This window comes from Candidatus Moranella endobia PCIT, assembly GCF_000219175.1.
GTDB lineage: Bacteria > Pseudomonadota > Gammaproteobacteria > Enterobacterales > Enterobacteriaceae > Moranella > Moranella endobia.
On sequence record NC_015735.1, the window covers coordinates 514,549 to 538,294 of the forward strand.

The 23,746-nt window shown below is 46.9% G+C and carries 15 protein-coding genes and 3 pseudogenes; 6 read left to right on the forward strand and 12 right to left on the reverse strand.

What is annotated here, in order from left to right:
• Positions 1–257 precede the first annotated feature (257 nt).
• A complete protein-coding gene (gene argF, locus MEPCIT_RS02280) occupies positions 258–1,277 on the forward strand; it encodes an ornithine carbamoyltransferase (RefSeq protein WP_013975815.1) in 1,020 nt (339 codons plus the stop codon).
• Between the two features lie 382 nt (positions 1,278–1,659).
• Here the strand turns inward: argF and nrdB are convergent, their stop codons facing one another.
• On the reverse strand, positions 1,660–2,790 hold the full coding sequence (nrdB, locus tag MEPCIT_RS02285) for a class Ia ribonucleoside-diphosphate reductase subunit beta (protein ID WP_013975816.1): 1,131 nt from the start codon (positions 2,788–2,790) through the stop codon (positions 1,660–1,662).
• 49 nt (positions 2,791–2,839) lie between these two features.
• The gene (gene nrdA, locus MEPCIT_RS02290; protein ID WP_013975817.1) at positions 2,840–5,122 is read right to left on the reverse strand and encodes a class 1a ribonucleoside-diphosphate reductase subunit alpha; all 2,283 of its coding nucleotides are present in this window, start codon (positions 5,120–5,122) and stop codon (positions 2,840–2,842) included.
• Between the two features lie 642 nt (positions 5,123–5,764).
• Between nrdA and gyrA the strand changes: the two genes are divergently transcribed.
• The 5 genes from gyrA (at position 5,765) to infA (ending at position 13,510) form a co-directional block, all read left to right on the forward strand.
• Complete coding sequence (gene gyrA, locus MEPCIT_RS02295) at positions 5,765–8,419, forward strand: DNA topoisomerase (ATP-hydrolyzing) subunit A (protein ID WP_013975818.1); 2,655 nt, start codon at positions 5,765–5,767, stop codon at positions 8,417–8,419.
• A gap of 181 nt (positions 8,420–8,600) precedes the next feature.
• Positions 8,601–9,554, forward strand: coding sequence for a thioredoxin-disulfide reductase (gene trxB / locus MEPCIT_RS02300; protein ID WP_013975819.1), 954 nt, complete (start codon positions 8,601–8,603; stop codon positions 9,552–9,554).
• Positions 9,555–9,597: 43 nt separating this feature from the next.
• Positions 9,598–11,364, forward strand: coding sequence for a heme ABC transporter permease/ATP-binding protein CydD (gene cydD / locus MEPCIT_RS02305; RefSeq protein WP_013975820.1), 1,767 nt, complete (start codon positions 9,598–9,600; stop codon positions 11,362–11,364).
• Positions 11,365–11,366: 2 nt separating this feature from the next.
• On the forward strand, positions 11,367–13,088 hold the full coding sequence (gene cydC / locus MEPCIT_RS02310; protein WP_013975821.1) for a heme ABC transporter ATP-binding protein/permease CydC: 1,722 nt from the start codon (positions 11,367–11,369) through the stop codon (positions 13,086–13,088).
• Between the two features lie 203 nt (positions 13,089–13,291).
• A complete protein-coding gene (gene infA, locus MEPCIT_RS02315; RefSeq protein ID WP_013975822.1) occupies positions 13,292–13,510 on the forward strand; it encodes a translation initiation factor IF-1 in 219 nt (72 codons plus the stop codon).
• 143 nt (positions 13,511–13,653) lie between these two features.
• Here the strand turns inward: infA and MEPCIT_RS02490 are convergent.
• The 10 genes and pseudogenes from MEPCIT_RS02490 to MEPCIT_RS02465 all read right to left on the reverse strand — a co-directional run.
• Positions 13,654–13,734, reverse strand: a pseudogene (locus MEPCIT_RS02490) (GTP-binding protein); the annotation flags it as partial.
• A 9-nt stretch (positions 13,735–13,743) separates the two neighbouring features.
• Positions 13,744–15,852, reverse strand: a complete 2,109-nt coding sequence (gene fusA, locus MEPCIT_RS02320) for an elongation factor G (protein ID WP_013975823.1) — start codon at positions 15,850–15,852, stop codon at positions 13,744–13,746.
• A 98-nt stretch (positions 15,853–15,950) separates the two neighbouring features.
• On the reverse strand, positions 15,951–16,421 hold the full coding sequence (gene rpsG, locus MEPCIT_RS02325; protein WP_013975824.1) for a 30S ribosomal protein S7: 471 nt from the start codon (positions 16,419–16,421) through the stop codon (positions 15,951–15,953).
• 89 nt (positions 16,422–16,510) lie between these two features.
• Positions 16,511–16,885, reverse strand: coding sequence for a 30S ribosomal protein S12 (gene rpsL, locus MEPCIT_RS02330; RefSeq protein ID WP_013975825.1), 375 nt, complete (start codon positions 16,883–16,885; stop codon positions 16,511–16,513).
• 258 nt (positions 16,886–17,143) lie between these two features.
• Positions 17,144–17,431: a sulfurtransferase complex subunit TusB gene (gene tusB / locus MEPCIT_RS02335; RefSeq protein ID WP_013975826.1), complete on the reverse strand. Its 288-nt coding sequence runs from the start codon at positions 17,429–17,431 to the stop codon at positions 17,144–17,146.
• 24 nt (positions 17,432–17,455) lie between these two features.
• The gene (gene tusC / locus MEPCIT_RS02340) at positions 17,456–17,815 is read right to left on the reverse strand and encodes a sulfurtransferase complex subunit TusC (protein WP_013975827.1); all 360 of its coding nucleotides are present in this window, start codon (positions 17,813–17,815) and stop codon (positions 17,456–17,458) included.
• A gap of 11 nt (positions 17,816–17,826) precedes the next feature.
• Complete coding sequence (gene tusD, locus MEPCIT_RS02345; protein ID WP_041186162.1) at positions 17,827–18,234, reverse strand: sulfurtransferase complex subunit TusD; 408 nt, start codon at positions 18,232–18,234, stop codon at positions 17,827–17,829.
• Positions 18,235–18,635: 401 nt separating this feature from the next.
• Complete coding sequence (gene tilS / locus MEPCIT_RS02350) at positions 18,636–20,120, reverse strand: tRNA lysidine(34) synthetase TilS (RefSeq protein ID WP_013975829.1); 1,485 nt, start codon at positions 20,118–20,120, stop codon at positions 18,636–18,638.
• Between the two features lie 176 nt (positions 20,121–20,296).
• Positions 20,297–22,603: pseudogene (gene mrcB / locus MEPCIT_RS02355) on the reverse strand (bifunctional glycosyl transferase/transpeptidase); the annotation flags it as partial.
• Positions 22,604–22,771: 168 nt separating this feature from the next.
• Positions 22,772–22,903 (reverse strand): annotated as a pseudogene (locus MEPCIT_RS02465) (pyridoxine 5'-phosphate synthase); the annotation flags it as partial.
• Positions 22,904–23,746: the final 843 nt, after the last annotated feature.

Consider the following 23,746-nt stretch of genomic DNA (forward strand, 5'->3'; position numbering starts at 1 on the left):
AATCAATGCTGATCACTAGCGGCGCGATCAGTGAGTGGTAGGGTAGGTAAGTAAAATCAAGAGTTTGTCGGACAACTATTCGCTCCTACAACTCGTTGTCCGTTACCTAATCACCCAGTTTGAAGGCCTATACCGCCATTTTCTCCCAAAAGATGTGGGTATTGTTGAACCCTTGAATTTCAATATTATGACATATACAGTGGTGATGATTTAGTTAATTTAACATTAAAATTAGAATGAATCGGGAGCGACTGATTATGAATAAGTTATGGAAACGTAGTTTACTAAGATTGATGGATTTGACGTCTGACGAAATTAATCAATTATTAGCGCTAGCTGCAAATCTTAAGCGCCAAAAGCGTTCTGGATGCGAAACACCGCTTTTGGCCGGTAAAAATATTGCGCTCATATTCGAAAAAGATTCTACCAGGACCCGCTGCTCTTTCGAAGTTGCCGCCTTTGATCAGGGTGCAAACGTAACCTATTTGGGGCCAAGCGGTAGCCAGCGAGGCAATAAAGAATCCATGAAGGATACCGCTAGGGTATTAGGTCGTATATATGACGGTATCCAATATCGCGGTTATGGCCAAGAGATAGTAGAAACTCTTGCGCGCTATGCCGGCGTACCGGTGTGGAACGGACTGACGACCGAGTTCCATCCAACTCAATTGCTGGCTGATCTATTGACCATGCAGGAATCTTTGCCGGAAAAATCATTCCCTCAAATGAAGCTGGCATATGTCGGCGATACGCGCAATAACATGGGTAATACGCTGCTAGAAGCAGCTGCGTTAACCGGTATTGATTTACGGCTAGTAGCACCGAATGCCTGTTGGCCTAATCAAGATTTAGTTACTTCCTGCCGTAACCTAGCAAGGGAAAATGGCGGTGACATTACCCTTACCGCAGATATTGCTGTTGGCATCAAGGAGGTTGACTTTATCTATACCGATGTTTGGGTATCGATGGGCGAAGACAAAATCTTATGGCAAGAACGTATCGAGATGCTGCGTGCCTATCAGGTAAATATGGACATGTTACGCCAAATAGGCAATTCACAGGTGAAGTTTCTTCATTGTCTACCAGCATTCCATGACGATCACACTACCCTAGGAAAGCAAATTGCTGCCCAATATAACTTGGTTGGCGGAATGGAAGTTACCGATGAAGTGTTTGAATCCACCAATAGCGTGGTGTTCGATCAGGCAGAAAACCGACTGCATACAATCAAAGCAGTTATGGTAGCAACACTGGCGTCACTATCAGCAAAATCGTAAGATAAGCGGCAGAAACAGCTATTTAGCTAGTGGTTGATTGCGTATTGGGCTATTCCTGTTAGTTACAGATTGTTATGTAAACCCTCACCGAGGGTGATTAGTTGATGAACGTACTAACCAACCCAGCAAGCACGTAATGATAATTCCAGCTAGATATTATCGACAGGCAAACAGCAGCAGGGAATAATTTCCCCTTGGTTGATAAACGCCAGTGACTACTGGTAGTAATTAACTGTTCCCAATCGCAATTAGCCGGAACGGCACTGAACTTCTACTGGAACCTTGTAAGCCTCTAGCACGTTAAATAGTGTGAGCGATGTATTACCTGTAGGAAAGCGCTACCCGGTTTTGGCGCCAGTGTATAAGGATCTGCTGGGTCAGGTTACAACTTGAAGTTGCTAAAGTCGTCATTATTAATGGTAGCATCAATCTGACCTACCAGATAGGAGCTTACCTCAACCTCCTGCGGCGCCATCTGAACGTTATCCGACACAAGCCAGGAGTTGATCCAAGGAATCGGATTGGAGCGAGTGGTAAAGGGCCGATCAAGCCCAACCGCCTGCATGCGTATATTGGTGATATATTCCACATACTGACAAAGAATATCTTTGTTTAAGCCGATCATAGACCCATCGCGGAACAAATAGCTCGCCCAGTCTTTCTCCTGTTGCGCTGCCATCAGGAACAAATCATAGCTTTCCTGCTGACATTCAAGTGCAATCTTAGCCATTGTCGGATCATCATCACCGGAACGCATTAGGTTCAGCATATACTGGGTGCCTGTTAAGTGCAGCACTTCGTCGCGGGCGATTAGGCGAATAATTTTCGCGTTACCCTCCATAATTTCACGCTCGGCGAAGGCGAAAGAGCAGGCGAAGCTGATATAGAAACGGATTGCTTCCAATGCGTTAACGCTCATCAGGCAAAGATAGAGCTTTTTCTGCAGCTCATGCAAATTAACCATCACCATGTTACCATTTACATAGTGAGTACCTTCACCCAAAAGCTGATAATAGCTTGCTAGCTTGATCAGACCATCGTAATAGCCACAAATATTCTGTGCTCTTTTTAGAATCTCTTTGTTTGTGATAATGGTGTCGAATACCAGCGATGGAGCGTTGACGATATTGCGTATAATATGGGTATAGGAGCGAGCATGTATCGTTTCAAAAAATGACCAGGTTTCCACCCAAGTTTCCAATTCTGGTATCGAAATTAGCGGCAGTAGAGCGATATTGGGACTGCGTCCTTGTATGGAATCTAGTAGCGTCTGGTATTTGAGATTACTAATAAAAATATGTTTTTCGTGCTCCGGCAGCACTTGATAGTCGATACGATCACGTGACACATCTACTTCTTCTGGGCGCCAAAAGAAAGACAATTGTTTTTCAATAAGTTTTTCAAAAAAATTGTATTTCTGCTGATCGAAGCGAGCAATGTTAACCGGCTGGCCGAAAAACATTGGTTCCAACAGTTGATTATTTTTCACTTGTGAAAAAGTGGTATAGGCCATGTTAACTCCAGTTACCTGTTGATGGAATCGTTAACGCCCACGTTTACGTTCAAAGTTTGCAGGCGCCGTTTTCGCAATTTTCCTGTTGCGTCGACTGCATATCTTCCTGAGCGTCTTCTGCTCCGTCGCGAGTATTATGGTAATACAGAGTTTTCACTCCAAATTTATACGCAGTTAGCAAATCTTGCAATAATTGCTTCATTGGTACTTTACCGGCAGGGAAACGGGACGGATCGTAATTAGTATTGGCAGAAATGGCCTGATCGACGAATTTCTGCATCACACCCACCAAGTGCAGGTAACCTTCGTTGCTAGACATTTCCCAAAGCAACTCATATGCTTCCTGCAAACGTATTGACTCAGGTACTACTTGGCGCAGAATGCCGTCTTTTGATGCTTTAATACTAACCAGTCCGCGCGGTGGCTCGATGCCATTTGTGGCGTTAGAAATCTGCGATGATGTTTCAGACGGCATCAGCGCAGACAGGGTTGAGTTGCGTAAGCCGTGCTGCTTAATATTCTCGCGCAGTGCTTCCCAGTCATAATACAGTGGTTCGCTAACGATACTGTCGAGATCCTTTTTGTATGTATCGACGGGCAAAATACCTTGCGCATAGGTGGTCTCGTTGAACAATGGGCAAGCACCGCGCTCACGAGCAAGATCGTTGGAAGCCTTCAACAGATAGTACTGCATGGCTTCAAACGTGCGGTGAGTCAGATTATTAGCGCTACCGTCAGAGTAGCGTACGCCATTCTTGGCTAAATAATAGGCGAAGTTAATTACGCCCACGCCTAGAGTACGTCGTCCAAGAGCGCTACGCTTGGCGGCTGGTACCAAGTATTTCTGGTAGTCTAGCAGCGCATCTAGAGCACGCACTGCAAGCGTCGCTAGATCATGTAGATCATTAAGACTATCGATTGCACCTAGGTTGAAGGCAGATAGGGTACACAGGGCAATTTCTCCGCTGTCATCGTTAACGTCTGCTAGCGGTTTGGTTGGCAAGGCGATTTCCAGACAAAGGTTTGATTGGCGTATTGGCGCCACCACTGCGTCGAACGGACTGTGGGTATTACAATGATCCACGTTCTGTACATAAATGCGACCGGTGGAAGCACGCTCTTGCATTATCAGTGAAAAAAGTTCTACCGCCTTTACACGGCGGTGCCTGATGCTAATGTCCTGTTCATACAATGTATACAATCGCTCAAATTCATCCTGATCAGCGAAGAATGCTTCATACAGTCCTGGTACGTCTGATGGGCTAAATAATGTGATGTCCTCACCATTTACTAGGCGCTGGTACATAAGTTTGTGCAGTTGCACGCAATAATCCATATGGCGTACCCGGTTAGCTTCAATACCGCGGTTATTTTTTAGCACTAACAGGCTTTCAATTTCTAGATGCCATATGGGGTAGAACGAAGTGGCAGCTCCTCCGCGCACGCCGCCCTGAGAGCAGGATTTAACAGCGGTCTGAAAATGTTGATAGAAAGGAATACAGCCGGTATGGAAGGCCTCTCCGCCGCGTATTGGGCTACCAAGCGCGCGGATACGGCCGGTATTAATGCCAATCCCGGCGCGCTGCGAAACGTATTTGACAATCGCGCTTGCGGTCGCGTTAATAGAGTCAAGGCTATCGCCGCATTCGATTAGCACGCAAGAACTGAACTGACGGGTTGGAGTACGTACGCCTGACATAATCGGAGTTGGCAGTGAGATTTTAAAGGTCGAAATGGCGTCATAGAACCTTTTGACGTAGTCCAAGCGTGTCGTGCGCGGATAGCTGGAAAATAGGCAGGCTGCCACTAGCACATAAAGAAACTGGGCGCTCTCATAAATTTCGCCGGTAACCCGATTTTGCGCCAGATATTTTCCTTCTAGCTGTTTAACTGCAGCATAGGAGAAGGTCATATCGCGCCAGTGATCGATAAATCCTTCCATCTGATCGAATTCGCAGGTGCTGTAGTCCATTAGCAAATGTTTATCGTATTTATTCATCGCGACCAGTCGCGATACATGATCATATAGTTTCGGCGGCTCAAACCGGCCGTAGGCTTTTTTTCGCAAATGGAATACAGCCAGCCTTGCTGCTAGATACTGGTAGTCTGGCGCCTGTTGCGAAATCATATCAGCAGCGGCTTTGATGATGGTGTCATGGATATCGGCGGTTTTTATACCGTCGTATAACTGGATATGGGAACGCAACATCACCTGGGAAACAGAGATGTTTTCCAGGCCTTCGGCCGCCAAGTCTATGACCCGGTGAATTTTATTTAGGTTAATGGTTTCCTGACTTCCGTCGCGCTTTGTGACTAGCATACTCTGGTTCATGCAGCTTTATACCTGTCTCGGTGATCCGCAAACGCCCTGCTGGCATGCAGGCAATAGCGACTGGCAAGAGGCAAATCACTATAAAACATATTCGTTAACTTGGTTAATATGTTTTATAGTGATAAAGCCAATGCAATGCAAGTGAGTAACGGGCCAAGTTTGGTAGTTTTGTATAAACGTTTAGCAATCAATCTACTCAGCCACTCGCTAGTTAATCCACCAAACCCATATAGCCAAACCTGATAGTTTCTTTAGCGTGATAGTGTGCAGTGTAAAACCATACCTTTTAGTCCAATTTAACTACGCAAATGTTGACGATAGCCATTAATTAAACGAGATCGTGCGAGGAAGAATACAATCAAGCACCATAATAATCCGATTGAATTGATGTAGTGTAGTGCTGTTGTCCTTGAATGTTCCTCACAAGTGATGGAGTATCGTGTGTTAGCTGAGTGTGAGAACCGGCAGCATGAGCTGATTAGCACATGATTACTGTATTACTACTACATTACTGTATTACTACTATGTGCCTTGAAACAGTAAATTTTTATAGGTGAGAAAGTAGGTGAGAAAGATGGTATACTGTAACAGCTTTAAATCCGGGTGGGTATAAGCTGCATTAAGCAGAAGGATAGCGGTTCTATGAGCAACCTTGCTAAAGAAATTACACCAGTAAATATCGAAGAAGAGCTTAAACGTTCTTATCTTGATTACGCCATGTCAGTAATTGTTGGACGGGCGTTGCCGAATGTACGGGACGGACTTAAACCCGTACACCGTCGCGTGTTGTTTGCAATGAATGTTCTCGGTAATGACTGGAATAAATCCTATAAAAAATCTGCCCGTGTAGTGGGCGACGTAATCGGCAAATATCACCCTCACGGGGATATGGCTGTCTACGATACTATTGTGCGGATGGCACAGCCATTCTCACTTCGTTACCCGTTAGTGGATGGTCAGGGTAATTTCGGTTCCGTTGATGGTGACTCAGCTGCTGCAATGCGTTATACCGAAGTCCGCATGTCAAAAATTGCACACGAATTGCTGGTAGATCTGGACAAAGATACCGTCGATTATGTGCCGAACTATGATGGTACCGAGCAAATACCCGATGTCCTGCCGACTAGGATACCAAATCTGCTGGTGAACGGTTCTACCGGCATCGCGGTAGGAATGGCAACTAGCATTCCGCCACATAATCTTTCGGAGGTCATAGATGGCTGTCTGGCCTATATTGCTGATGAGAACATCAGCGTCGAAGGTCTTATGTCACATATTACGGGGCCAGACTTCCCAACAGCAGCTAGCATCAATGGCCGGCGCGGCATAGAAGATGCTTACCGCACCGGTAGAGGCAAAATATACATCCGCGCGCGCGCTGAAGTAGCCACAGAAACCAAGACCGGACGCGAAATTATCATTGTGTATGAAATCCCTTATCAGGTTAATAAAGCTAACTTGATTGAAAAAATATCAGAGCTAATAAAAGAAAAACGCGTTGAGGGCATCAGTGGTCTGCGTGATGAATCCGACCAAGACGGTATGCGCATCGTCATTGAAATTAAACGCGACACAGTAGGTGAAGTGGTACTTAACAAGTTGTACTCTATGACACCGCTACAAGTTTCTTTTGGTATCAATATGGTGGCGCTGCATCATGGTAAGCCGAAGATACTTTCGCTGAAGGACATTTTATCAGCATTTGTACGTCACCGCCGCGAAGTTGTAACCCGCCGGACCATTTTTGAGTTACGCAAAGCCCGAGAGCGCGCACATATACTAGAAGCTATAGCAGTGGCGCTGGTTAATCTTGACTCAATGATCGATCTGATTCGCCAAGCGACGACGCCAGCAGCCGCTAAGACCAACCTGGTAGCGCGTTCATGGGAGTTATTCACTGTTGCCGATATGCTGAAGTCCACCGTCGATACCGCTCGTCCCGAATGGCTGGAGCCAAAGTACGGAATTTACAATGGGCAATATTACCTGACCGAGCAGCAGGCCCAAGCAATTTTGGATCTGCGCCTGCAAAAACTAACGGGTCTGGAATACGCAAAACTGCTTGATGAATACAATTTGCTGTTGACAAAAATAGCTGAACTAATCCTTATTCTGCAACATTCAGACCGCTTAATGGAGGTGATTAGTAAAGAACTGATCGCTCTCAAAGAGCAGTATAACGATACGAGACGCACAAAAATCATTGCCAATAACTCGGATATCAAGATCGAAGATCTGATCAGCCAAGAAGATATGGTGGTTACCTTGTCCCATCATGGCTATGTTAAATCTCAGCCTATTACGGAATATAAAGCACAGCGACGCGGCGGCAAAGGCAAGTCAGCTGCTAGTATCAAGAAAGGTGACTTCATTGACCGTTTGCTGATAGCAAACACTCACGAAACGATATTGTTATTCTCTAACCGTGGAAGAATGTACTGGCTGAAAGTATACCAGCTGCCGGAAGCGAGACGCAGTGCGCGCGGTCGGCCAATAGTTAATCTGTTGCCGCTGGAGTCAAATGAACGTATCACCGCTATTTTACCAGTGCGTGAATATCAATACGGATACCATATTTTCATGGCGACCGCCAACGGCACCGTAAAAAAAACGTCTGTCATTAATTTTCGTCGCCAGCGGAGCACTGGGATTACCGCCATCAATCTTAACCATGGTGATGAGCTGATAGGAGTTGACTTGACCAATGGCAATGACGACGTCATGCTGTTTTCCACCCATGGTAAGGTGGTGCGTTTCCCGGAAACACAGGTACGCAGTATGGGACGGACCGCGACAGGTGTCTTGGGTATTAATCTTGCTGAAGACGACCGGGTGGTGTCACTGATTGTGCCACGCAGCAGCAAGGGTACTATCTTGACGGTAACACAGCACGGCTATGGTAAGCGCACCGTCCCGGCGGAGTATCCTACCAAGTCACGCGCTACCCAGGGAGTTATATCCATCAAGGTGAGCAAACGCAACGGTGAAGTAGTGGGAGCGGTGCAGGTAGAGGACTATGACCAGATCATGATGATCACCAACACCGGTAATTTAGTGCGAATGCGGGTTTCCGAAGTAAAAATTGTCGGTCGTAACACCAATGGAGTGACGCTGATACGCACTGCTCAGAATGAAAACGTGGTTGGACTGCAGCGCATCGCCGATATCCTGGAAGATACGGCGCTAGATTCGGTTGTAAGCAGCCAGAATGCGTTGCTGGATTACGAACTTACGGAAGCAGCTTATAATTCTACCATGGCTGAAGGCTTATGCGGTGACTATGATGTCGAAGGTTGATGTCGCAGGTTTATGCTGATAGCACAGCGGCTGGCAACGAGCCGGCTAGTAATAAAAACCAGATTAATTAAGTCGATGATTGTTAATCCTTAAATAAAGTCAAACGTTAAACAACCTCAGAATACTATTATGCTGACCGTTAGCGAAAAATTTTCGCCACGCGGCCGTGTGAGAGAACAACATGTCTACGGTTAAATACAGTAAATTAATCATATTAGGTTCAGGACCGGCAGGCTACACCGCGGCGTTGTATGCTGCGCGTGCTAATCTAAATCCAGTGTTAATCACTGGTATGGAGCAAGGTGGACAGCTCACTACTACCACCACAGTGGAAAACTGGCCTGGTGACCCAGAAGGACTGACCGGTACGCTGCTGATGGAGCGCATGTACGCCCATGCTAAAAAATTTAACACGGAAATAATTGTAGACCACATTACGCAGGTGGCGCTACAGAACCGGCCGTTCAGCTTGGTGGGTGATAGCGGTGAATATACTTGCGATGCCCTCATTATCGCAACAGGCGCTTCCGCGCGTTATTTAGGTTTACCATCCGAGGAAACTTATAAAGGGAAAGGGGTGTCTGCCTGCGCCACCTGCGATGGATTTTTTTACTGTAATCAGAAAGTAGCGGTAGTCGGCGGTGGCAATACCGCCGTTGAGGAAGCACTGTATCTGGCAAATATCGCTAAGGAAGTGCATGTAATTCACCGTCGTGATACCTTCCGTTCTGAAAAAATTCTGATCGAACGACTGATGGATAAGGTCAATAACGGCAATATATTTCTGCATACTAATTGTACGTTGGAAGAAGTGCTAGGCGACGATATAGGTGTCACCGGCGTGCGGTTGAAAGACGTGCTAAGCAATGCCTGTGAAGAGCTAGCGGTCAACGGGGTATTTATTGCGATCGGTCATCGCCCCAATACAGCCATCTTCGGCTCCCAGCTTGCTCTGCAAAATGGTTACCTACTGGTGCAGTCTGGTATTAACGGTAACGCTACTTCTACTTCAATTCCAGGCGTTTTTGCTGCCGGCGACGTTATGGACCATCACTACCGCCAGGCGATTACTTCTTCTGGTACTGGTTGTATGGCAGCACTGGATGCTGAACGTTATCTCGACGGACTAGCTTAGAACTGCTTTCTATGACGTTGTAACGCAGTGGTGCGTGAGGTAAATGAATCAGAATAGACACCAAATCATAGTATGCTGGCTAAGATCGCAAAGCAAGCTGGTAAAATGGTGGCTACATCTTTCTGTGCTGCTCGGCATGTTAAGCTCGTTAACTATTGTTGCCCAAGCCTGGGTACTAGCCGCTTTACTACAAGCGGTAATCATAGCTAATCCTACCAGCGGAAGAAGCCTGACCGGCAACTTGATCGTTCTAATGTTGTTATTCACATTGCGCGCTGTGATCAATTACAGCCGTGATCAAGTTGGCTTTATTGCAGGTAGTTTGCTGCGCCGCCAAATCCGTGCACAGGTACTGAACCGCCTTGAGCGTATGGGGCCAATCTTGATCCGTAGTAAGCCCGCCGGCAGCTGGAGCAGCATGCTTATTGAGCAGATAGAAAATCTGCATGACTTTTACGCCCGTTATGTGCCACAAATGTGGCTTGCAGTTCTGGTTCCGCTAATAATTCTTGTCGTGGTATTTCCCACTAATTGGGCCGCGGGTCTTATTCTGTTTTTGACTGCACCGTTGATTCCGCTATTTATGGTGTTGGTCGGCGTTGGCGCCGCGGATGCCAACCGGCGTAATTTTCAGGTGTTGGCTCGCTTATCGGGTCATTTTCTAGACCGGCTCCGTGGGCTGGAAACCTTACGGCTGTTTTTTCGCGCCGAGGCTGAAACTGAGGATATTGGCCGTACCACCCAGGCATTCCGGCAGCGCACTATGGAAGTATTACGTTTGGCGTTTCTTTCATCTGGGGTATTAGAATTCTTCACTTCGATCTCGATCGCGGTTACCGCGGTTTATTTTGGTTTTTCCTATTTGGGTGCACTGAATTTCGGTAGCTACGGCACTGGCGTAACGCTATTCGCTGGCTTTCTGGTACTGATCCTAGCGCCGGAATTTTTTCAGCCGTTGCGTGATCTTGGCACCTTTTATCATGCTAAAGCCCAGGCGGTGGGCGCCGCTGAATCGTTAGTATCATTTTTGGAGCAAAACGCAGATAGTCAGGGTGCCGGCTATGAAAAGCCGGCTACGGAACCGATAAGTTTGCTAGCTAATAATTTGTTGGTACTAGCCAATGATGGGAGTAAATTAGCCGGACCGCTGAATTTTACTGTCGCTGCTGGCCAACGAGTCGCCATTGTTGGCGCCAGCGGTGCTGGCAAAAGCTCACTACTCGGTGTTATGCTAGGATTTTTGCCCTATCGAGGCTCGCTGCAAATCAACGGCAAAGAATTAAGATCGTTATCTCTACACAAGTGGCGTGAACGGTTAAGCTGGATCAGTCAAAATCCGTCACTACCGGCATCGACCCTACGCGATAATGTGCTGCTTGGTTACCCGGGAGCAAATGATTGGCAATTGACACAGGCACTGAATGATGCATACGTCTCGGAATTTATTGACAAACTACCAGATGGTATAAATAGCAAAATTGGAGAAGACGCCAGTCGCTTATCCGTGGGCCAGGCGCAGCGTGTCGCCTTGGCGCGCGCACTGATCCGTACCCCGGGACTGCTGTTGCTGGATGAACCAACTGCCAACCTTGACGTAAAAAGCGAACAACTAGTCATGTGCGCGCTGAAAAGCGCCACAATTCGTCAGACAACGCTGTTGGTAACACATCAGCCGCAGACCATCGCGGATTTTGACGTTGTATGGGTGATGTCCGGTGGAATAATAGCGCAACAAGGAAGCTATGTCGACCTGGTCGCGAGCGATGGGCCGTTAGCTAATTTGATTCCTTCTTGTACACAGGAGCTTTAACCATGCGAGCCTTAATGCCCTATCTGAAACTATACCGCTGCTACGGTGGCCAGCTTGTTCTTGGTATTATGCTCACTATAGTAACGTTACTAGCCAGCATCAGTCTCCTAACACTATCGGGTTGGTTTATTACCAGCGCTGCTACGGTTGGTACCGCTGCTGGACTGTATAGTTTTAATTACATGTTGCCAGCCGCCGGCGTGCGCAGCGCGGCAATTACCCGCACTGCCGGACGCTGGGCAGAGCGGGTGGTCAGCCACGATGCTACCTTCCGCATACTGCAGCATTTACGTCTTTATATCTTCCGCAGTATCATGCCCTTGTCTCCTGGCTCTATTGCCCGTTTCCGCCAGGCGGAACTGCTCAATAGCTTGGTAGTAGATGTTGATATGCTAGATCATCTTTATTTGCGGGTTATCGCTCCGCTGGCGGGGGCGGTTGTGGTGACTTTTACAGTGACAACCGGGATCTGTCTGCTTGACCTACGATCTGGCTTGACGCTAGGCGCGGTGCTGTTGGCGATTATATCGCTTTTCCCGCTACTATTTTATCTCATAGGCAAACCAACAGGGGCGGCTTTGACCGCCTTACGCGCCGATTACCGTTTGCTACTCAATACCTGGCTTTCCAGCAATGCCGAACTAACGCTATACGGCGCCGCCGAACATTATCGATATCAGTTAGATGCAATTGAGCAACTATGGCAAGAGCATCAGCGCCGACATAGTAGCTTAGTCGCCAGCGCCCAAAGTATGTTACTGCTACTTGCCGGCCTAACTTTGACACTAGTGCTATGGTTAGCAAATGAGCTTCAACGAAGCTTCATTGCCCTGTTCGTTTTCGCAACGCTCACGGCTTTTGAGGCACTGGGTCCAGTGGTCAGCGCTTTTCAATATCTTGGACAGGTTATCGCTGCTGCCAAAAACCTAAACCTCGTTCTACACCAATCACCAGAAGTATTGTTCCCTACTGCCGGCCCTGCACCCGCGGCGCACGTTGCTCTGAGTGTTATGCGGGTGCGGTTTCAATATCCCGAGCAGGTGGTCCCCGCCATCAATAACCTATCGCTGACGGTTGCCGTCGGTGAGCAGATTGCAATACTCGGCCATACTGGTAGTGGCAAATCAACATTGTTGCAATTATTGACTCGTGCCTGGGATCCTCAGGCTGGAGAAATTACTATCAATGGCGTTCTGCTTCATAAATGGAGCGAACGCGCGCTCCGCGAGATGACCGCCGTGGTGCCGCAGCGGGTGCATATTTTCAGTGCAACACTACGCGCTAATCTTCGACTAGCAGCACAGGATGCTGATGCTAATGCTAACGATGAACAACTGTGCGCAGTGATGCAACAGTTAGGCCTGGATACGCTACTGATGGGCGACGGATTAAACACCTGGCTAGGAGAGGGCGGAAGAGCACTGTCCGGTGGTGAACAACGCCGCATTGGTATTGCTCGTGCGTTGTTACATTCCGCACCGTTGTTACTACTCGACGAAACTAATGAGGGGCTAGATTTGTTCACAGCACAGCAAATCAGGCATTTGTTAACAACACGTGGCAAAGAGAGAACAGTGATTATCGTCACTCACCACTTGCTGGGATTAGAACATTTCGATCGTATTTATATTATAGATCGCGGTACTGTAATTGAACAGGGTAGCCATCAGTCGTTGATGGAGCAGCGTGGACGATATTATCAATATCATCAGATAGTACACTAACTACTAGACCAGTTATTCTGCTTACCATAGCATCACTACTATGTTAGTATCTAAGTTCAGCTTTGTTCAGCATCCTTCTTACTTCTGTAATTTGGAATAAGTAGTCGTAGTAAATGAGATAATATGATTCGACCGTATGAGATTATCTTGCCAGTCAAAACAATAGCAATTATAATTTAGATGATTAAGATTAAGAGGATTAAATGGCCAAAGAAGACAATATTGAAATGCAAGGTAGTGTACTAGAAACGCTGCCTAATACCATGTTTCGTGTAAAATTGGAAAACGGACATGTGGTAACAGCACATATATCCGGTAAAATGCGTAAGAACTATATCCGTATCCTGACAGGCGACAAAGTTACCGTTGAGTTAACGCCTTATGATCTGAGCAAAGGCCGCATTGTCTTCCGTAGCCGCTGAGTTAATGGCCCACCGGCCCGCGAGAGCGATAATAACGACCGCTAGTGCTCTCAAGCATAAGCAGCGGTAACAATAGTTACCAACTATGGTAACGATCAACAGAACAGTGACAACGATTAACCACGTCACCACTTCCCGCCCCATCGGGCTTTTTCTTCTGGCGCGTTGTCGATCTGATCAAAGGCACACGCGTTTCCGCCTTAAGCCTTGGCCAGAACGGTGGTCTTGTCCCTCTAAGACACAACTCTACGAGTTTCGATAATAGCCTGAGCAACGTTGTTAGGTGCTTCATTATACTTAAGAAACTCCATAGAGTAAGAAGCACGTCCCTGCGTCTGTGAACGCAGATCAGTAGCATAACCGAACATTTCCGATAAAGGTACCTGCGCATGGATGGTGTTACCGTGTGTGATGTTTTCCATTCCATCAATAATGCCACGCCGACGGTTCAAGTCACCAATTACGTCACCCATGTATTCTTCTGGTGTTTCCACTTCAACCTTCATGATTGGTTCCAGCAGAACTGGTTTTGCTTTCAAGAAGCCTTCTTTAAAAGCTATGGAACCGGCAATTTTGAACGCCATTTCCGAAGAGTCTACTTCGTGGTAAGAACCATCGAAGACGGTAACGCGGACGTTTACGATCGGATAACCAGCTAGCACACCGCTCTTAAGCTGTTCCTGAACGCCTTTATCAACCGCTGGAATGTATTCTTTCGGCACCACACCGCCGATAATTTCGTTCATAAATTCATATAATTTACCACTCGGATCCATTGGTTCAAGACGGAGCCATACATGACCGAACTGCCCCCTACCACCAGATTGCCGAATAAATTTACCTTCCTGTTCGACGGTGGCGCGTATCGTTTCGCGGTATGCAACCTGCGGTTTACCGACGTTGGCTGCCACATTGAATTCTCTACGCATACGGTCGACTAGAATTTCCAGGTGTAGCTCACCCATACCTGCGATAATAGTCTGACCTGACTCTTCATCGATCCGCACTCGGAAAGAAGGATCTTCCTGCGCTAGACGTCCTAGAGCCAAGCCCATTTTTTCTTGATCAGCCTTAGTTTTCGGTTCCACTGCTACGGAGATAACCGGTTCTGGAAAGTCCATGCGCTCAAGTATAATAGGCGCCGACGGATCGCACAGGGTATCACCGGTCGTAACGTCTTTCAGTCCAATGGCTGCCGCTATATCACCAGCGCGCACTTCTTTGATTTCTTCCCGTTTATTGGCGTGCATCTGTACGATACGGCCGAAACGTTCGCGCTTATCCTTCACCGAGTTAAACACAGTATCACCGGAGTTAACTATGCCGGAGTAGACGCGGAAAAAGGTCAGGTTGCCGACGAAAGGATCGCTGGCGATTTTGAACGCCAGCGCTGAGAACGGCTCATCATCTTTGGAGTAACGCTCCGCATGGGTTTCACCATCGTCAAGTACGCCGTTGATGGCTGCAATGTCGGTTGGTGACGGCAGATATTCTATGATCGCATCCAGCATCGCTTGCACGCCCTTGTTTTTGAACGCAGAACCACAGGTAACGAGCATAATTTCGTTGTTCAAAACTCGCTGGCGCAGACCTTTCTTCAGCTCTTCTTCTGTCAGCTGTTCGCCGTTCAGGTATTTTGCCATAAGCTCTTCAGACGCTTCAACCGCTGATTCCACTAGGTACTGGTGCCATTTGTTAGACAGTTCATTCAAATCAGCAGGTATGTCTTCATAAGTGAAGGTGACGCCCTGGTCCGCTTCACTCCAGTTGATTGCTTTCATTTTAACTAGGTCTACGATGCCGGTGAATTTTTCTTCTGCACCAATAGCCAGTTGAATCGGAACTGGGTTAGCGGCCAGACGGGTTCTCAGCTGTTCAACTACTCTAAGGTAATTGGCACCCATGCGGTCCATTTTATTAACGAAAGCAATACGCGGCACTTTATATTTGTTTGCCTGACGCCATACAGTTTCAGACTGCGGCTGAACGCCACCTACAGCACAATAAACCATGACAGTACCATCTAGTACGCGCATGGAACGTTCTACTTCTATTGTGAAGTCAACGTGTCCTGGAGTATCGATGATATTGATGCGGTGCGAATCAAACTGTTTTGCCATGCCGGACCAGAAACAGGTGGTAGCTGCCGACGTGATAGTGATACCACGCTCCTGCTCCTGTGCCATCCAGTCCATGGTTGCTGCGCCATTATGAACTTCACCGATCTTGTGATTTACACCAGTATAGAACAAAATACGTTCAGTAGTAGTGGTTTTACCTGCGTCGATGTGAGCACTGATACCGATATTACGATAGCGTGCAATGGGGGTCATACGAGCCATGTGAATCCTCGATTTAGGTCGTTCATTCCGAATTAAACCGGCAGTAACAGTGTATTTTATTAGCGTATGCTTGGTGAGCAGCGACTAAGTTTGCCAGATTACCAGCGGTAATGCGCAAACGCCTTGTTAGCATCTGCCATACGGTGAACTTCTTCACGTTTCTTAACCGCATTACCTTTGTTTTCTGTTGCATCGTAAAGTTCGTTCACTAAACGTAGAACCATAGATTGATCACTACGTTTACGAGCAGCTTCAATGATCCAACGCATGGCTAGGGCATTGCGCCGTACCGGACGAACTTCTACTGGTACCTGATAAGTAGAACCACCGACACGTCTAGATTTTACTTCGACAGTAGGACGTACGTTGGCCAATGCAACTTCAAAAACTTCCAGATAGTCTTTACCAGAACGCTGAGCCAATTTATCCAGTGCAGTATAGACAATCGCTTCTGCGATAGATTTTTTGCCATCTACCATTAGTAGGTTAACAAATTTGGCCAAAATTTCTGATCCACACTTTGGATCTGGCAAGATTTTACGTTGACCAATAATGCGACGACGTGGCATGGGAAGACTCCGTTGCTAATTCAGCATTGTCCAACACTAGATGAATGATTTGAAAAAATGCAAAGTGAATAAAAATTTGGCGATACACATTAAGTCTTAGGTTTCTTCACGCCGTACTTGGATCGGCCCTGCTTGCGGTCTTTCACACCTGAGCAGTCAAGAGCGCCTCTAACAGTGTGGTAACGCACACCAGGCAAGTCTTTTACCCGACCGCCGTGGATAAGTATTACTGAGTGTTCCTGCAGGTTATGACCTTCACCGCCAATGTAGGAGGTAACTTCAAACCCGTTTGTCAAACGCACACGGCACACTTTACGTAGCGCGGAGTTTGGTTTTTTCGGGGTAGTAGTATATACGCGGGTACATACGCCACGTTTCTGAGGGCATGCGTCCAGCGCCGGAACGTTGCTCTTCACAACTTTCATGGATCGCGGTTTGCGTACCAGTTGGTTAATCGTGACCATTCAATAAAGCTCCTGGATTTTGATTCTTACAATATTACATAACTAATAATCCGCAAGCAGCTGCTATGTGCGCAACAAGTGTAATCCGTGGTTCAATAACACGTCGTAACTGTTTAGCGTTTGTTTTGGGAAGATCATCTTCTGAATAAGTTAATGACGCACCAAATTCGCGGAATGGTAATGGTATTATGATAACGCAAGATTCTATGGCTGAAGAGTAACAGTGTCAAGAACAAGAAATAGACAATTTACATTGTCTTACCATGATATCTGTTGCAACTGTTTTTCAGTTAAACCGACGAATTCATTATAACTGATAATTGTGATATTAGCGGAAAAATAAACAGATATCCCACGCGCGACTATATCATTTTTCAGTGCGTACAGCGTCAGAGGCGAGTCACTCAGTGCGCCAGCCGCCGGCGAGCCGCGCAGACCAGCGATCACACCATCGGAAAAAAGCAGTAGATCATCGCCGGTCTGCGCGCTCCGCAATAGCGCTGCTAGATCGCAAGCATAGGGAGAACGGCTAAGAGTATATAGCATTATCGTAATCGTATCCGTTCGTTGTTAAAACGTCAATATAGTGTTATAGGCGGTTAGCTGCTGGCGCCAGTCAGCAGCCGATAGCCATTGGACATGTAACACATAGCCGGAACTTGCATCCAGACCGCGTTCCCATGCCGAGTCAGCGCATAGATATAGCCGATCAACATCATACAGAGCTAATAGACTAAAAGTAGCGACAAAGTTCCGTGCCAAAATTTTGGCTGGCTGCTGCTGCGACAATAACAACAATACGCCATCGGCGATAAAAAATATGCCAATATTCTTGGCAAGTGAAGAAATAGCCAATATTGCGTCAAGACCCTCTCTTCCAGAGGTATCGCCGTGTGGTCCGTGCGTGAACACAAAAGCGATGTTTTTCATATCTTCCGGCCTTAAAACTGAACAAAACGATCGCAGCCGCACGCAGCCTGTGCCAGAGTACCAAGGCCACTCATTTTGAAACCAGGCTGAATATTATCACCGTTTAGTTTAAGTAAAGCCGCTTGAACGGCATCGGTGATGCCGCGGCGCAGAGCAGCTGCGACGCAAACATGCAGCTCAACCATATGCTGCTGCGCTAGATCATTCCAGGCGCGCACCAGATCTACCTCATCACTGGCGGGCGCGCTCAGTCGATTAGCATTAGTTACGCCTTCTTGATAAAAAAACACTGTACCAAGATGGTGGCCGCAAGCCAGCAGAGCCCAGGCGAACTGCAGTGCGCTACTGGCGCGCTGATTGCCATAGGCCGGGCCGGTTACCATCAAACAGTAATCAAGAAATAACTTGTTTCTATCCATCCCAAACACACAACATCACCGTTATTGATAACGGCTTTAATATAAAGATAAACCATCACTTGTTCATTATCTGGTTAGTAATCACCAGATCTAAATCAATAGCAAAGCACTGTTTTTTGCCCGAGTATAGTGATTGTGGTAAAATAAACGCTACCATCATCACGACACTTGATGGATGCGCAGATTAGCAAAAAGACCAGCAATTGAGAACATTGCCACGGTTATTCAATTATCAAGCCACTCACAAATATGTTTGGTACCCTTTTTAAGGTTGGGATATTCGATTACATGATTAGCGATCGTACCCATGTCGGAGCTTTCGCTTTTATAAGACATAATACCAGTAGACATATTATTTGTTCAATAATAGGACATGCTTATGCTGATTGTATAGATCATTATTATTTTCTGTTGATACTACGGTAATATATAGCCTGATTCTTGTTTGGTAACCAAAATAAATGCAATTGCGCTTCAGATGCCTGCTTCGTTCCTTCCCAGGTCACAAATATTCCAAGCGCAGCGATTAGTTGGTCATTATAAAACAGCAGTGGCGTGTGGCCCCGTAGCCACGGCGGAATTTCTAGTTCCTGCCAAATTTTTTTCAATGTTCGACCATGGCGCCGTCCAGTGATATGCAGCAGTCCGCGCACCGGGCCAAATCTTATTGATACTAATTCGTCGCACATCGGGGCGCGGACGACAGATTTGATGGCTACTATAGTGTCAGCACTAGCTATGCCGTCGGACAAGCGTTCCCCTTGCAGGGGACTGTCGCTATCAACCGTTTGTCGAAAAATTATTCCCATATCAGTAGGTAACTGAAGTTGATCGTATCCCGGTGGCCAGGGCAATATCGTCACGCCATCAGCAAGCTTCGCCAACTTTGGCAACACAGAAGGTAGCACATAAAGACGATCGCGAAAGCGGCGCACCTGGCAGTCATCGATCTGCATTTTCGCAACTGCATCGCGGCGGCTGAGTGCAACCTCTTGCCACAGACGCGCTAATTGCAGGCGTGAGGGCATTCGGACACTAAGGTTGGCCAACCAGCGGCGTAAGAGGGCAGCACGCCTAAGATTACTCATCACCATTAGTGGCGTTAAGCGTAGCGACCCGTCCGGTGACATAAGATCGTCCAGCGTTTCAGCTAACAGTTCATCTAATAGTCTTTCCTGCCCGGCACAAAGCTGTGCGCTGCGCGCTGAGGCAGAGGCAAAGTGTGGCCAGCGCTGCCGCAAAAGCGGTAGGATCTGTAAGCGCAAAAAATTGCGGTCGAACCGCATATTTGTATTACTTTCGTCCTCAATCCAGCTTAGCTCGCGTGCACAAGCGTATGCTTCCAGCTCAGCCCGGCTACAATCAAGCAAGGGTCGCACCAGGCGATGATCGTGAAATGGCATATCAGCCGTCATACTAGCCAGCCCGGCCGGGCCGCTACCACGTTTCAACGCCAACAGTAGCGTTTCCACCTGATCGTCCTGATGGTGAGCAGTCAGCAAACATTCATCTGCCGCCAGCGTAGCCGCCAGCGCCCGATAACGCGCGCCGCGGGCTGCTGCTTCAAGGCCATCTTGTGTCGAGTCGATAACCACACGCACAATGTTAAACTTAACTTTACGCCGGTGGCATTCGTACGCACAATGCTTTACCCAACGATCAGCATCGCGATTTAATCCATGATTGATATGAACAGCCCGTAGTATCTTGGAGCAGGCGCTACCCATAGCCTCATCGCCATCTCGCAGAGCGGTTATAATATCTAGCAAAACCATGGAATCTAGCCCACCGCTGAACGCTAACAACACTGCACGGTAAGGAGCAATGTAAACGGCGACACGGCGGTGTAATGCTTGCAATTGCCTACAGTCGTCAGTATGTATCATACATCTCCAGCATCTCCCGCGGTAACCGCTAGCTCTAATCAGTAAATTTTTGGTACAATGAACTTAAGCAGCACCACACCGAATCGCTGGCCTCAAATAATATTTATGTTTAGATGCGATAAGATGCTAACATACGTGATCGGCACCTAGCTTTACAATGTAGGCACATGGGCTAATTAGTGACAGAATAGACTTATTATATCAAATATTTCCCTAATCAAGTTTGCCACGCAGTTGTTGTTTCTCTTCTCATCCTGCGGCTTGGTGAGCTTACTCTTATTAAGCTGCTGTATCTGTACCTGATGCTTGGTTGACTGGCATAGCGACTGAGGATCATCCGTCCATACTGGCAATGTCCGCATCGTGCTACCACCGTCACAGACAAAATTACCAGCATAATCAATAGACATCTGGCTAATGCCCTCCGGCGGTGTTAAGTTCATCGCCAACGGTGCTTTTTTTTCCAGATAACGCCGATATAACGCTAGTGCACCATTGGCCCCGGTTAACTTGGTAGAACCGTTATTATCGCGACCAACCCAAGCAATATACACGTCTTGACCGTCAATACCGGCGAACCAGCTATCACGCAGATCATTAGTAGTCCCAGTTTTAGCAGCTAAATGCGAAGAAGGGAATTGCAACGACAGTGAACTTGATGTGCCATTCGCTACCACCTGTTGCATAGCATATAGCGTCAGGTAAGCAGCTTGGGCTGATACAGCTCTCTCTGACTGGGGGAAGCTTTGATACAGTACGGTGCCATCTTCCCCGATCACCGCTCGTACCGTTGACAACTTGGCATGTTTTCCACCACTGGCTATCGTCTGGAACTCCTGTGCTACTTCCATTGGCGTTAGACTGATGGCACCAAGCAACATTGATGGAACTGGATGAATCACAGATGATGGTATTCCTAGCTTTAGCAAAGTTGTGGTAATACGATCAAGCCCTACCGATAAGCCTAAATTGACCGTTGGCACGTTGAGCGATTTGGCAAACGCATCTACCAGCATCACCTTACTGCGGAACTGCCGATCATAGTTTTTTGGTGTCCACAAGCTGCCGTTTGGCTGCTTAATGGTCATTGTCTCATCAGCAATCCAGGTATTGAGCCGATATTTATCAGGCTCGCTCAGAGCAGTTAGATAGGTAGCTGGTTTGGCAAGAGATCCAACCGAGCGCCGCGCCAGGATAGCTCTGTTAAATCCGGCGAATTGTGGCTCAGCACCGCCAACCATGGCTCGCACTTCACCACTAAAGCGATCAACCACTACTATTGCGGCTTCTAAATCCTTCACGCCTTGTACGGCGCGAAGCGCTGGCACGCCCTCCTTGACAGATTTTTCGGCTGCATACTGCGACCGCGGATCCAAGGTGGTGAAAATCTTGACTCCAGACAGGTCGTTAATTTTTGCGTCTAGCTGGCTTTGCAGCTCTTCGCGCACCTTCTGCATGAAGGCAGGTTGTGGCGTCAATGCCACCCCACGTGGCTCTACCCCAAGTGGGCGGTTGCTAAGCACGTTATAAAGATTGCTGTCGATAATTTTCTGATGTTCCAATACTTTCAGTACTAGATTACGGCGTGCCAGCGCACGCTGAGGGTTAGACCAGGGATTATATAGCGATGCCCCTTTCACCATTCCTACTAGCAGCGCTTGCTGATCGATACTCAGTTCCTCTAATGGACGACCGAAATAATACAAGCTAGCTAGCGGGAAACCCCGAATTTGAGCACGGCCACTATGGCCGAGATAAACTTCGTTTAGATATAGCTCTAAAATTTTATCTTTGCTGCAATGATAATCGACGATCAACGCCAGATAGGCTTCATTGGCCTTGCGCCATAACGAACGTTTATTGGTTAAAAATAGGTTTTTCACCAGCTGCTGCGTTAGCGTACTTCCTCCTTGTACTGTACGTCCAGCAGTAATATTGGCCATAAATGCGCGGCAGATAGATGAAAGGCGGATACCGTCATGTTTGTAAAAATGTCGATCTTCGGTGGCTATTAGGGTATTAACGAGCAAGTCTGGGAAACCGGCGCGCGGTACGAATAACCGCTGTTCACCTTTCGGTGATTGCAACATGGTCATCAGCCGCGGATCTAAACGGCAAAAGCCGAAATTGCGCTTGGTATCTTGGTTTTTAATCGCCAATAGTTGATTCTTAGAAAACGTCATACGGGCGTGAATATGCCCCTCTTGGCCATCAGGGAAAGCGAACGGCCGTCGCAATAGATCGATGCTGTTATTGCGAACAGTGAATTCACCCGGCCGAGTAATGTGTAAGACTTGACGGTATTGCATGCCCTCGAGCAGCGTTGCCATTTCGCTGCAACTGTATGGCATACCAGGCTCTAGACTAACCATGCGACCATAGACCGCTGCCGGCAGTTGCCATACTTTGCCATTGATGCGCTTGCATATCTGCGCATCCCAATAAATGCCATAAATAACGATGACCAACAAAACGATGCATATAAACAATCTCCGCATCTTACACAACTTGCCCACCCTTAACCTCACCCAACTTAGCTGCGGCATCAAGTATACCTATGCACTGATCAAGGCGGTCATCTCAATATTATGCCAGCAGCACACGAGCTAGCACAACAAGAATGAAGCTAAATTGAATTGATAATTCAATATATGAAGTGCAATATAGGGCGCACCTATATCCGCTGCCGCCTTGATCTGCTGCTTATCGGCCTCGATAAACATCGAACTCTTAATTCCAGCATTACTCAGTCGAACCACGGCTTGACGTAGTTTATTACGCTGCAATAACTACTTATTTAGTTGGCATTACGGTTGACTATTATATTTTAGAAAAAGTACTGTTATCTAAGTGTTTAATTTAGCAAAGAACAAAAGCCATAAGCCATTTACTTGTTACTGACATTGTCAATTATCACCTATTTTTACGCATGGCCATAGCTGCTCGGTGCATTTACGAACTGCAACAAGTACTATCTTCTATGTGCAGCCCATAGTTTGGGTTTATGGGCGACCTTATAATTTCCTAGTGGACCTAGATATTTTGCAATCTCTTAAACCTGTGACGGGCAGATGTGATTTTATCATTACCTTGAGCTGTACCACACTAATCCACCTTAGTTATTGGTTATGTACGGCATAAAGTTATCCAAAAAAAAACCAATCTGGGATGGACGGATCAGATCAAGTAATGTTTGCTCCAACGTGATGTCGATAGGTATATTATTTACATACAGTTAGTGCGCCAATAGCGGATAAAAAAGTCACGTTTATGTGTATGAAACGCCAACACGTCAGCATAAACTACAGCTGTTGGCAACCAATGTGAGCTAAACGCTGCAGCGATAAGTAATTAATTACTTTTCAGTGAATTGATTGCGCCTGATGTTAATGTCCTTGACACTATCGAACATTGCGAGTTGGTGTGTTTGTGTTGATTAATTTGCCAACTACTTCTATCCACCCTATATTTTGCTACGCGACTTGGGATGCTCAGTGAGAAGGCGATCTATTTAGTTATGATAATGCTGCCAGGTTATTAACATTTATTATTGTGCCGCTAGGATTTCCTATATCATCGATGAAAAGCCTTTCTTAGAGGACTATTTAAAATAAAACTACATTCAG